The organism is Nitrosospira briensis (assembly GCF_900115125.1).
Taxonomy (GTDB): Bacteria; Pseudomonadota; Gammaproteobacteria; order Burkholderiales; family Nitrosomonadaceae; genus Nitrosospira; species Nitrosospira briensis_A.
This window is the reverse complement of sequence record NZ_FOVJ01000001.1, coordinates 731,684-744,165: the sequence shown is the minus strand read 5'-3', so window position 1 is coordinate 744,165 and position 12,482 is coordinate 731,684. Positions and strand designations below refer to the sequence as shown.

At 51.6% G+C, this 12,482-nt stretch carries 12 protein-coding genes; 9 read left to right on the top strand and 3 right to left on the bottom strand.

The features are described 5' to 3' along the window. Window positions 1-29 precede the first annotated feature (29 nt). The 8 genes from BMZ14_RS03335 to BMZ14_RS03300 all read left to right on the top strand — a co-directional run bounded on the left by BMZ14_RS03335 (window position 30) and on the right by BMZ14_RS03300 (window position 7,597). Window positions 30-569 carry a glycoside hydrolase family protein gene (locus BMZ14_RS03335; protein ID WP_074794626.1) on the top strand — a complete coding sequence of 180 codons (540 nt, stop codon included), beginning with the start codon at window positions 30-32 and terminating at the stop codon, window positions 567-569. Between the two features lie 12 nt (window positions 570-581). Then, window positions 582-2,618 (top strand): hypothetical protein, encoded by a 2,037-nt coding sequence (locus BMZ14_RS03330; protein ID WP_074794623.1) that lies wholly within the window; start codon window positions 582-584, stop codon window positions 2,616-2,618. Window positions 2,619-2,691: 73 nt separating this feature from the next. Then, window positions 2,692-3,075, top strand: coding sequence for a hypothetical protein (locus tag BMZ14_RS03325; protein ID WP_074794621.1), 384 nt, complete (start codon window positions 2,692-2,694; stop codon window positions 3,073-3,075). Window positions 3,076-3,120: 45 nt separating this feature from the next. Beyond that, on the top strand, window positions 3,121-3,558 hold the full coding sequence (locus BMZ14_RS03320) for a hypothetical protein (protein WP_074794619.1): 438 nt from the start codon (window positions 3,121-3,123) through the stop codon (window positions 3,556-3,558). A gap of 14 nt (window positions 3,559-3,572) precedes the next feature. Beyond that, complete coding sequence (locus tag BMZ14_RS03315; protein WP_074794617.1) at window positions 3,573-5,096, top strand: hypothetical protein; 1,524 nt, start codon at window positions 3,573-3,575, stop codon at window positions 5,094-5,096. Then, on the top strand, window positions 5,097-5,723 hold the full coding sequence (locus tag BMZ14_RS03310) for a GNAT family N-acetyltransferase (RefSeq protein ID WP_074794614.1): 627 nt from the start codon (window positions 5,097-5,099) through the stop codon (window positions 5,721-5,723). Further along, the gene (locus tag BMZ14_RS03305) at window positions 5,701-6,843 is read left to right on the top strand and encodes a hypothetical protein (RefSeq protein ID WP_074794612.1); all 1,143 of its coding nucleotides are present in this window, start codon (window positions 5,701-5,703) and stop codon (window positions 6,841-6,843) included. Before BMZ14_RS03310 ends, BMZ14_RS03305 begins: the two co-directional genes overlap by 23 nt. Beyond that, entirely contained in the window at window positions 6,836-7,597 is a 762-nt protein-coding gene (locus BMZ14_RS03300; protein WP_074794610.1) for a hypothetical protein, read from the top strand. The genes BMZ14_RS03305 and BMZ14_RS03300 overlap by 8 nt, the downstream gene beginning before the upstream one ends. Window positions 7,598-7,779: 182 nt before the next feature. Here BMZ14_RS03300 and BMZ14_RS03295 read toward each other — a convergent pair whose 3' ends face one another. From BMZ14_RS03295 to BMZ14_RS03285, 3 genes are all read right to left on the bottom strand, one after another. Further along, a complete protein-coding gene (locus BMZ14_RS03295; protein WP_074794608.1) occupies window positions 7,780-8,877 on the bottom strand; it encodes a hypothetical protein in 1,098 nt (365 codons plus the stop codon). 448 nt (window positions 8,878-9,325) lie between these two features. Next, window positions 9,326-10,483, bottom strand: coding sequence for a glycosyltransferase family 4 protein (locus tag BMZ14_RS03290; protein ID WP_074794606.1), 1,158 nt, complete (start codon window positions 10,481-10,483; stop codon window positions 9,326-9,328). After that, on the bottom strand, window positions 10,483-11,736 hold the full coding sequence (locus BMZ14_RS03285; protein WP_074794601.1) for an O-antigen ligase family protein: 1,254 nt from the start codon (window positions 11,734-11,736) through the stop codon (window positions 10,483-10,485). The genes BMZ14_RS03290 and BMZ14_RS03285 overlap by 1 nt, the downstream gene beginning before the upstream one ends. A 163-nt stretch (window positions 11,737-11,899) precedes the next feature. Between BMZ14_RS03285 and BMZ14_RS03280 the strand changes: the two genes are divergently transcribed. After that, a complete protein-coding gene (locus BMZ14_RS03280) occupies window positions 11,900-12,307 on the top strand; it encodes a hypothetical protein (protein ID WP_074794599.1) in 408 nt (135 codons plus the stop codon). The last annotated feature ends 175 nt before the right edge of the window (window positions 12,308-12,482 follow it).

The window sequence follows — 12,482 nt, the reverse complement described above, 5'->3', positions numbered from 1 at the left end:
TGCGGCGGCAAAACTGAAGGAATCGAAATATGATCAAACCATCCACTACGCAAGTACGGTCTGCGGTCGCGGTACTGGTGCTGGCGGCTTCCACCCTCGTCGGGCTCGCGGTGCACGAAGGCTACAGGGATGAGGCTTATATCCCTGTGCCCGGCGATGTGCCGACCATTGGATTCGGTGCGACCGGCGGTGTCAGGATGGGCGATCGGACCACTCCGGTACGTTCACTGGTGCGCCTGCTTGACGAGGTTGAGGGCGTTTATGCAGCGGGAGTTAAGCGCTGCGTCACCGTACCGCTGTATCAGCATGAGTATGAAGCTTTTGTCAGGCTGGCTTACAGCGTTGGCGTCCCGACATTCTGCCGAAAGGCCCGGCCGGGAAAATCGCCCAATCTGATCGACCTGATCAATGCTGAAAGATATGCGGAAGCATGCGCGCGCATAGAAGCGTTCAAATACGGACCGGGCAGAAAGGTATTACCGGGCCTGGTGAAGAGGCGCGCGGAAGAGCGTGCGATATGTGAAGGCAAAAAGTCGGGCCAACAGCATGCAACACAGCCCGGAAATTGAGGTTTTGACAGAGTGAGCGCTTTTAGAATCGCCGGGTTTTCCGGCCTTGTGCCAAGATTGGCAAAGCAGTTGCTCGGCCCCGGCCAGGCTCAGGTTGCGACTAATTGCAATCTTACCTCGGGCGACTTGCGCCCGAGGAATGGGCCGCTGCCGGTCTTCTCCCCCGTTATCGATAAGGATATCGTGTCGATGTTTCGCATGGAGACGGACGGTAATGAGAAGTGGCTGGCCTGGAACGTAGATGTGGATGTGGCGCAGTCGCCTGTTGCTGGCAATACATCGCGGCGCTTCTATTACACGGGAGATGGCGAACCGCGCACATCGGATTTCGATCTCGCGACTGCTGGCCCCGGGCCCTATCCTTCGGGATGTTTTGTGCTGGGCGTGGCTACACCCGTCAGTAAACCGACAGTCACACCTGGCGGCGGAACCGGATCATCCACGGCACGAGCCTATGTTTATACATTTGTAACGCAATGGGGGGAAGAATCCAGGCCATCACCAGCCTCCGCGGTAACGACCGGGAAGATGGATGATGCCTGGGCGCTTTCAAATCTGGACACTGCACCGCCCAATTCCGGAATAGTGATGGGCGCCGTAAAGGACACCCCACTTTCGGGACAGGTGGAAGTCACCCTCGATACGGTATTCGGCCTAAGGGCATCGGAAGAAATCGCGTTTGCCTCAGTTACAGGCCTGGCCGATCTCAACGGCACATTCACACTGGCGAGTGTGGATTCAGAAACGAAAAAAATTGTCATATTGCTCAGGACAACCCAGACCTATACAGGTGGCGGAACATGGAAGCGGGTTGCTCCACACAATACCAGCGGAATGACGAAGCGGATTTACCGCACGCTGACCACATCGTCCGGAACCGAGTATCACTACCTGGTTACCATCCCGGGGGGAATGACAAGCTACAACGATACGGCGGCTGATTCCGCGGTGGCGCTTGGCGAAGTGTTGCCTTCGGCCACCTGGGATATGCCGCCAGCGGATATGAAAGGCATTGCCATCCTGGCGAACGGAATTGCAGCGGGTTTTGTTGGCAATGAAATACTGTTCTCCGAGCCTTTCAAGCCCTATGCCTGGCCGTCCGCTTACCGGCAGACGTACGATCAGGATATCGTGGCGCTCGGCGTCAGCGGCACGACATTGGTAGGGATGACGAAAGGTAACCCATTCACCATTACCGGAGTTGAGCCGGTTACGATGGGTGGGGGCATGGAGAAGCTGAGTGTGGCCTGGCCCTGCATGACAAAACGCGGCGTGGCGAGTTTCGCGTTCGGGATCGGGTATCCTGCGCCGCAAGGCATGGTTATCGTCGGGGCAAACAGCGACATCGTTACAAAGGATCTGTTTACCCAAAAGGAATGGGCAGAGCTGAACCCCGGCACGTTCATTGCGGCCTCCGCCGATAACCGCTATTACTGCGGCTATACAGTTGAGGGCAGCTCCCTGATGTTCGTAATCGACAAAGCCGAGAGCGCATCCTTTATCAAGGTAAACCAGCGCATTACCTGCATATGGGCAGACCCGGCAACAGGCAGGCTCTACGTGGCGCTGGATAGAAAAATCTACGAATGGGAAGGAGATTCGGGAACCAAACTCACGTACGAGTGGAAGAGCAAAAAATTCGTTAGCGCGCCACCGGTCAATTACAGCGCGGCAAAGATCGATGCCGATTTTGAAATGTCCGAAGCAGAGTCGGCTGCGGCAAAGAGTTCTTACGATGCGGCTCTTGAGGCGAACAAGGCACTTATTGATTCCGGCGAAGTGGATGACGGCCTGGCCGACCCATCGCTGGGGGAAGACGAGATCGGGGGCGATGCCATGCAAGCCATTCCACCGCTTGTTATCGACTCGCTGCAATTTCAGTTATGGGCTGATGGTGATCTGAAATTTACCCGGCAGGTCAGGAATACCCGTGCTTTCCGGCTTCCTGGCGGTTACAAAGCCGATAACGTGGAGGTTGTGCTATCGGGTAATGTGAAAGTGTCTGGTGTAGTGCTTGCAGAGACAATGGATGGATTGAAGCAGGCATAACAAATATTTGATCCGCACCCAAGCCGCTTTGGATAAGCGGCTTTTTTTACGACTATAGAAAAGGAGTACTGAATTGGCGAAATATGTGTCAGCCGATGTTTTAGACGGCGGTCTTAATGCGATCAGGAACGGCGCGATCCGCATGCTGCTGCTCAAAGCCTACACGGCGGGAGACAGCTACGCGACAGTTAACGGAAATGCAATCTGCGAGGTTACGATGGTTCCCGGGGACTATGCACTATCCGGTGCGGATGGCGCCGCCCGTGTTTTAACTGTCTCTGCCAAAAACGGAACTGCCTTCGCCAGTTCAGGCGCCGCTCCGGATCTGCATATCGCCTTTACCGATAGCACAAGCAAGGTTCTGCTCGTAACGGATGAGACCACCGACCAGGTGGTTACCGGCGGGAATACGGTCAACTTTCCGATTTTAACTTATACCAGCGCACAGCCTGTTTAAACGGGACCGTACTAAACAAAGCAAAAAAACTCTTTAGGATAAGCTATGGCGAATTTTACACAAACACAAAGCGCTCGCAGCGCATCCGTACTCAATCTGGGGACGCTGGCAAGCGCTAGCTATATAAGCTCGTCAGCAATGGATCTGGGGTCGGCCATCCCTTTGGACGTTACTTTCGAAGTGGAATGCGACCCGAACGGAATCCCGAGCGGCAATCGGCAGCTTATCCTTTTCGCAAAGCTGTCACTGGACAATATCAATTTCGGCACCGGACCGGAAAGCGGCACAACTGCAACCGAAGAAGCGGACCTGCACTGGATCGGTACATTGTCTTGCAATGATACCGGCACGCATCGGAAATTCTTCAGCCTGCAAGGTCTGCCTATCACTCGCTACCTGAAGCTGGTCGTAAAAAATGATATGGGCGTGCCGCTGAGTTCAGGGAATATTTACATGGCGGATATTATCGGCGTTTCCAACTAAAAAACACGTAAAACATGGCCGTGATAACCCTGCCAAACCGGCTCAAAAACCAGCCTCAGTATGCGGCGCCAATCGATTATGCCGGACTTGCCAAAGGCGTACGGATACTGTGGAACCCCGCTGCAGGGCCGGTTGATCTCGTAACAGGCCGCGTCTGGATACCCGGAGGCAATGCCGCAATTGCAACCACCCAGAGGGGGCGCGCATTCTCATTCGACGGGGCTGACGACTATTACGGTTATACGGGCTACCCGGAGATTACCGGCAATACAGGCTCCTTCTTTATGTGGTGCCCCACTGTAGGTGCTGCTGACACCCATGGGCATGCTTTATTCGGCGCATCATCTCCTGTCGGATTCGCGCACCAGATCAATCCCGGTCTGCAAGTGCATATCAGTTCCACTCCAGCCAGTATCGGCACGCTACCGTCCTGGTTCAAAACTAAAAACCGGAGCATTGTATTGGCGTCCGGGGGCACCGCGGCAACATGCAAAGCCTTTCTCGACGGGACAGATAGCGGGTTAAAATGGGCCGGACCCCCCGTCGCATGGGGAGCGGGGAACAAGAATTTTAATCTTGGGCGGTACTCCGGTGGAACATTATGGGACTTTAGCGGGACGATACTGATAGCCGGATACACCGATACCGTTTGGGGTGAAGCTGAATCCAGGGCATTCCATGAAAATCCATGGCAGTTATTAAAGACCCGGGCAAGAAAGTTGTGGAGCAGCAGCGGATCGGCGCATATTTTAACTGGCGCAAGCTCAATTCAGCCAAATGAAAGCAACGCGATAACAATCGCCCAGCATCACGTTCTGGCTGGGTCTGTACCGGCCCAGGTTGGCGAGAGCAGTGTCGAGGCCATTACTCAAGATCAGATTCTCGCCGTTGTGCCGGGTTCTCAGGTCAACGCGTCGAGCGCTGGCGCTATTACAGCTGACCTTTCCTTTGCCGCCGAGCCGAGCCATCAGATCAATGCGTTTGAAACGGGCGCGATAAGGCAGGCTCATGGGTTGCTGGTTATAGGGCCAACGCAAGAGAGCATGTCCTCTGCATCCGGGGTAATTCAGGGACACGGTCTTGTTGCCCTGGCAACCGTCCAGGCGAACACAAGCGGTACAGGCCCCCTGTATATCGGCAAAGGAGGCCTGGCAGGGGCGCCATCCATACAAGCCAACACTGCCGGAAATGGATCTGTCGCTCAGACATATATTCTTGTTGCCGCCGCGTCGCGCCAGCTTAATAAAGCCGGCATCAGTACGATCAGCAATGCCATCGTAGTTGAGGCATCGCTGATTTCAGGCATTGTCGAAGCGTTTCGCATCAAGAAACCGGGCATACCGCCCGGAACACCGGAATGGCTCAAAACGATGATCGAGATACTGATTGGAAGGCGGGGAAACAAGGTAGCAGTACCCAAGTTCCAGGCGTTGACGTTTTCCGCTACACCCACCAGGGCAGAGTGCGAGGCGCTTTATCGCTACACAAACGCCGTGCGCGATTCGCTCGAGCAACTCATCACCAGAATGGACAGCTAATTGAATACCGAACTGATTGCCTTGCTCAAGGCAAATATTGGCTTGCCCTTATCGCCGGAGCTGGCTGCCGACCTCTGCATCGCGGCAGGGCGGCTCGAAACGCTGGTACAGGCAAGCGACATTGGGAAGATCGAGCCGGAACACCATGAAGGTTTTACATTCGCGATCGAGCGCATTGGAGACATCACGGACGAAATAAAACCCTTGCACCGAGCGCATTGGAATGAGACAGAAGTGCACCGGCATAACCTGCCTTTCAACCCTGATTACGAAACATTTTGCCGTTATGAGCGGGCCGGGCGCTACGTTCTCCTGACCCTGAGGCAGGACGGCAAGTTGCTGGGGAACTGCGCGATGTATCTCGATAAAAGCACGCATACGCGAACCATCATTGCCACGGAAGACACGCTCTACCTATTGCCCGAAGCCCGCAAGGGGAGGGCGGCAAGCCGTTTCGTTGCCTACGTCGAGAATGCGATGCGCGTACTGGGCGCAACAGAAATCAACATTACCGTGAAGACGGTAAACAAGGCCTGCCGGTTCTTCCGGTTGCTTGGCTATCGTCATGTTGAAAACGGATTGACCAAAATATTGGAGACAGAAGATGTGCAGCTCGAAACCGCCTAAACCCGATCCGTTGATCGGCCAGGCAGCAAAGCAGAATGCCGACATCGGGCAGCAGCAGCTTGACGTAGCGAAACAACAACTGGAATGGGAGAAGGACCGCGCCAGAGTACAGGACCCGCTGATTCAAAAGGTCATCGACCGGCAAATCGCATCCGGCGAGGCGAATGCCGCGCGGGCGGAGTCACAATGGCAGATTTATCGTGACCTGTTTGCGCCGGTTGAAGAGCGTATGGTCAAGGACGCCAACGAGTTTGACTCGCCGGAGCGAAAAGACCGGATGGCGGCGGAAGCGGGAGGCACCATTGCACGAGGGTATCAAGGCGCACTGGAATCGAACCAGCGGGCGATGGCCCGCATGGGAGTCAACCCGAATTCAGGCAGATTTCAGGCTTTGGCGCATGAGCTTAACCTGGGGCTTGCCAAGGATACGGCAGGCGCCATGAACAAGGCACGGTGGGATACGGAGCTGCAAGGCATGGCGATGCGGCAAGGCGCGGCGCAATTCGGACGCAGCATGCCCACCACCGGGATAGCAACCGATGCGGCGGCGTTAAATGCCGGTAACTCAGCCACAGGGAATTTCACCACCAAAGCGGGATTGCATAATGCCGGGATGAATGCGGCACAAAACTGGTTCGGTGGAGCTCTCACGTCAAATAACTCTGCCGGCAACATGATGCTGAATCAGTACCAGGGGCAGCTAGGGGCCTGGCAGCAACAACAGCAAAACCAGGCAGCGGCGCTTAGCGGATTGGGAAGTCTGGCTGGGACGCTGGGCGGGGCTTACCTGATGGGCCCGGGGCTCCGCGAAGGCGGCGTCATCAAGGACAGCAGTATTTATAGATTCCAACCCGGCCGTTGTGACTGCGGCTTGTCTTTCCTCAAACGAAAGGGCTACACGGAAGGGGGCATGATAGAAGGCCCTGGCACCGGCGACAGCGATTCTATCCAAGGAACCATCGAAGGTACCCGGCCAATCCGCTTATCCAATGGAGAAGCAGTGCTGAACAAGAAAGCGGTGGTGTTGGTGGGAGAGGATTTTATCCATCGAATCAATAGCGGGAGTCTGGCTACGTTAAAGCGTACCGACAAGAAAAATGAGGAGATTGAGCATGGCTAAGGGATTCAGCGGGCTCGGTGCGTTTGCGGGAGGGCTCGCAGAAGGACTGCGTACCGGCCAGGAAATGGGTTTGCGACGGCAATATGTCGGCAGGAAGGCAAAAGCCGATGAACGGGATGCAGAATTCCATCAGGCGAAAATGGACGAGATTGACTACAACAAAGAGAAGCGCGCCCGGCTGCGGGCCGCCAATGACGAGATAGTCGCCGGCTGGCTGAATGCCGGGCAGCGCCCTGGTCAATACAGCACGCAAGCCAAGCCTGTTCGGTTAGCTCCTGGGCTGAGCGCTATATCAGCGCAAACGCCCACAGTCGTGGACACAAGGGCGGCGGGGCTTGCCGGCGTGGACAAGCCAGTAGCGCAAGCGCAGCGGTCAACATCGTCTGACGAGATGATCGGCAAGCGCATGTTGATCGGCAATCTCCTGGAAGACCCGGATGAGCTTTCCCGCATGGCAAGCGTCTACCGGAAGCATGGCCTTCTGGAGGAGATGGCCCCATGGATGAGTCAGGCCTATACGGCAAAGAAAAAACGAATACCCGATGCGATGCATTTATTGCTAAATGGGGACGTAAAAGGAGCGAGAGCGATTTTGAGAAAAGGAGGGGTGAGCCTGGAGGATGACCCAGTGCAAGTGAAGCGTAATGATCGGCAACAAAATGTATGGAAATTCAGATTTGAGGATGGACGGGAAGAAGATATCAATTTGAGGGAATTTGCGACAAAATTTTTTCCCTCGTCAACACTCCGCTGAATAGACCAGTAACTTCCTTAACATGCCTTTCTTGCGCACAGGACTCGCTGCCCCAATACGGGCAGCCTCGTTTAACCTTCGATCAAACTCGGGTTTTTTATTCTGAGGCTACCAGTGTCATAATAAACAACATAATCCGAATTGATATCGATTGTTGGCTAGTGAGTGGAAGTATTCCGTTCCTACCCCAACTTTGCTGCTCGATCCAGCGCTTTTAATCGGGTTATGACTGTTAAACTCCAAATGAAGATTAAGGAAGCGGAAAAAACGAAAAACCGGAAATGACTTGTAGGGAATAGAAGCATATGCGCGGCAGTAAATACAAACGGCAGGCTAAAAAAACAGTAGAAATCCGCGTTGCACCACCTAAGCTGGTCTTGATCTTGATTTAGCCAAAATAAATAAGTAGCTAGCGCATAGACCACGATATGAGGATGGGAAATTAGACTACGCAACAGTAATACGTATGGCATCAAATAGTCTCTGGGCTGATCAGAAAAAACGATAGTTGCCGGGTATGGGTTAAGGGAACCGATAAAAGTAAAGTTAAAAAGCGTAAGGTAACCGTAGTTTCCGCTCACACTGTTAATTGCGATATAAATAGCAACAGCACTCAAAACTGAAAATAATGAAATAAACCTGTCCCCTTGACGATACGTGAATATCATTAAAAGCCCTGAAAGCAATATGAAATCGGTCCTAATCAACGGAAGGATAGCCGCTAAAACAAATACCCATTTTCGTTTTCTAATTAAACTATATATTGCTAGAAGCGAAAAAAAACAAGCCATTGCGTCGGGCGTGGAAAGCCTCGCTATTTCGTCGTATCCCGTTAACCCAACAACAAACGGGAGTATTCCAATGGGAACAGTAGTTTCTGAAATAATTAAGCTTAGTATTAGGACGGACAACGAAGCGAAGATAGCGCTGATCACATACGTTGCTTTCGTGTAACTCAAGCCGAAATGTTTAAACAACCGGATTAATTCGATATATCCAAATCTGATTGAATAGAATGGGATTTGTTGCTCCAAAGAGGACGGGGCGCTAAATACGGTTTCTCGATAGCCCCCTGTTACTAGTTTTGTAAATACTTTATTACTTACCTGCTTTTTTATTTCCCCATACGTTACCCGAGTTAGGTCTGAACCTCTATAACCGTCCCTGTGATATGCAGTGGCCACATACGCAACCATATCCCAGTTGTGCGCAGGCGCCATGATTCCATATATAAGGATCGCTATAGTAGTTGCAATAACGATTAAAAATTTAAATGCCATGAAAGGTTCCGAGAGGTTTTATCCACGTATCTTGAGTTAACATAACCGATACAGTCAAAAGTAATGCGTCTAGCTAAACCCGTTTCATCGCTTGAATGGCTCTTAGGTTTTCCGGTTGGTCGGCACGGAGCGAGAGGGATGTTTGTCTGCAGAAGGCACGCCCTTAACGTACTTTGCCTAGCGCTTAATTGCGTAGCGCGTTAGTAACGTTAACTACGCCAGATCTAAATACAGAATAAAGATATATAACAAGATAACGGGAAGCAGCGAAGGGATTAAGCAATCCTAACTGCATCTGATAATACAGAACGATCTGCTAAGCCTTTGGTAGCGAGACCGAGAAGAGGGAAGAGCAGGTTAATAGCACATCTGTTCGTGAAGACCGCACTGACCCAAAAGCTGGCAAGAAGTATATTCAATACTTGAGCCTGCTTAAAGACGTGAAAATTCATATTTTTTTTTCGTTAGCCAACACTTCTCTAAAAAGGCTAAGCACTTCCTTAGCATAGCGCTCTTGAGTAAAGCGGTCGGCTGCCCAGATACGCGCAGCGGTACCTAGCCTTGATCTTTCCTCTATGTTTTCATATAGATATTGTATTTTATCGGCAAGCTCAATATGACTACCAGCTTCGTACAGTAGACCCGTTCTTCCATCCTGGATCAATTCGGTCGTACCCCCGCTATTTGATGTGCCAATAACTGGCTTTCCCGCAAGCATCGCTTCTACTGTTGATCGCCCGAAAGCTTCCCAACGGGAACACACTAGCATGACATCGGCTATTCGAATAAATTGCGCTGGATTCTCTGCGTATCCGATAAATCTTACGCTCTGTTCCAACCGAAGGCTTTTTACTAGCTGGTGCAGTGTTTCGCGGAACCGCCTACTACCATCTCCTACGAGAAGGAGCTCAATATCAATTCCCCGACCCACTAATTCAGCCAGCGCACGAATGGCGTCATCCTGACCTTTTCCAACATGGAGAGAACCGACTATTACACAGCTGAAAACCGGGTTGATGCCGGGATATCGTTCTACATTCTCAAGCATACCGCGTAGTGTCACCGCTTGATAAATTTTACGCATCCTATGCTGGTTAATATACTGTGCGTAATCCTTAAATACGGCGTCGGAGTTGGCTATAAAAACGGTGGAAAGGCGATTTATCAAGTAGGTTGTTCGATGTTTCCCTAGATCGAAAAGTAGATTAGGATCGCGAAATCCGAATTCGTGCAAATGCCAGACATGCGGGAGATGTGCTACACGTGCCGCCAAGGCACCAGCACCGATGGCTATGGTATTGGAAATTACGATATCGCACTTCCATCTTGTAATAGTGCGCGCCATCGAAATTGCCATTAACACTGCTTTAGCTGTTCGTGTAATACGGCCTAGCATCCACCGATGACGGGAACCAACCATCCAGCGGGGGTAGTGGATTATTTTCCACTCGACGTTCAAGCGGTCGAGTGCTGCTAATATTGGTCCCTTCTTTGGAACGAGGACTCGGCACTCGATGCCTTCGGCAATCAATCCCTGTAACAACTCGAGCATGGCTAATTCCGCCCCGCCTCTACCCCCCGTATGAGATACGAAACAAACTCGCATTAGGCAGCTGTACGACATGTTTCTGTTTGCCGAATAACTGTTTTATGTGCCTTATGCCAACTTATACCGATGGCGGTAATGACAAGGAGCAGATAAAACGTTTGCCGGAAAAAAACGAGATTATCGGTCAGGCCCGAGAGAAAAATAAAACAGATCAATGCAGCTCCCAAGATTGCTAACCGATGTGCTTTGAAAGTTTGAAACCAACCCCATAACAAGAAAGCATAAGCCAAAAAGCCAAGCAAGCCGATGTGCATTCCGATTTCAATCCAATCGTTATGGTAATGGTAAGTTGGCGAAAAGCCTTGCAACTCCTTGTAGAGGCCACCCTTGTAGGTCTCGATGTTTTTATCGAAATAGGCTGCCGCCATACCCGTACCATGGCCTAAAAACGGGCGTTCCGCAATCCCGTGTATGCCTATGTCCCATAGGGCAAGACGATAACCCAGACTGGTGTCGTACCGCCCTAGTTTAGACATTTCCAAGTCGCGCTCAGCTTGCGCCAGCCTTTCATGGAAGCTAGTGCTATTGTATCCAAATACCCCAATTACGATGGCTAGGGACACCATAACGGCGAGAAGTGTTCGGATTTCTTTTTTATGAAGCAGCAAAAGTAAAAGCGTAGATGATAAAAGGGTGGCAATGAGAATTCCACGAGCATTCTGATTCAACTGGATGAACAGTAAAGAAACTACTAGTAGCCATAAGAATGACTGTGTTTTACGGTTTTCGCTTTTGCTAGAAAGATAAAGGGCCAGTAAAACTCCAATCCCAAGCATTGAGGAGAAATGCAGATAAGGCATTCCGAGAGGCGGAATACCTTGTACTCCCAAGATTTTCCACTGATAAACGCCCATTATCAGAGCGCCAAAATAACCAGTGAGCAAACCGCCAATTGCCCACAGTAATCGCTCTTTATTCAAAAGGGATAAATAAGGGATAAAAACCAGGAATGCGAAGTATCGCCGCCAAACCTTGAATCCAAGCTTAGGGGATTCGCTCCAGAGAATTCCCAAGGCAAGGACAAAACACAGAACAAGCAGGGCGACAACCAGCGGCTCATTCATTATCTGCCTGAACCGGCCCAAACCTCCGTCCAGAATCCAGGCTAATGGCAGGAGGTAGTAGCCGTAAAAGCTCAATCCCTTGTGCCACAGGGCAATGCCGAAAAAGAGCAGTGCGGATTTCGCCAGCAGGTCGCGCCATGTAAAGCCGCTTTGCGAAAGACCAGCCGAGGTGCGGAACGTAGACACGCTTTGGGAATGTGGTTTTGTAAACCGGCTATGTTAGCGTATATGTATTGATGGCGGATATTCCTTCTTGCTTGATCCGGACGCCAATAACTTGCTAAATTTCTGCTGCGGCATCTTCTGATCCTGTATTCAACAATATTCCCATAAACGGAGGCAATACCTTATGAAAGGAATCATTCTTCTCGCCGCTTCTGCCGCGCTCGCTACCACATTCACGGCAAGTGCCGGCATTCTGAAAGACGGCAGTTGGTCGGCCAGTGGATGCGGAACCATGCCTGAAGCGCCGGTTATCGACTCAAGTAGCGCAGAGGCCTTCAACCAGAGCATTGGCAAGTTAAACGATTGGCAGCAACAAATACAAACTTACCATGATTGTATGGTGAAAGAAGCCAATGCAGACAGCTCAGCCATTAACCAGGCAGCAACGCAAGAGCAGGCGAAAATAAACGAGGCGGTAGAAAAGATGAATAAGGAGGTTACCGCTGCAAAGAAAAAGGCAGAGCAACGCTCACCTTCTTCCCCTTCCATGGCTCCTCCGATTGGGTCCATGCCGGGTGGCGCAGGTTACTAATGAGGGCATTACCGTGTAGCGGGTCGATATAGCGAGTGGTATAGACCAGCAGCCCCAGGTCAGTTTTAATATTCGTACCCTGCGCCTTCTTATTCACCCCCCTCGCAAGGTGAATAAGAGGGCGAATAAGCGCCGGCAAAAAAATCAGACCGTTCGTGGCCTATGCGCTGTATCG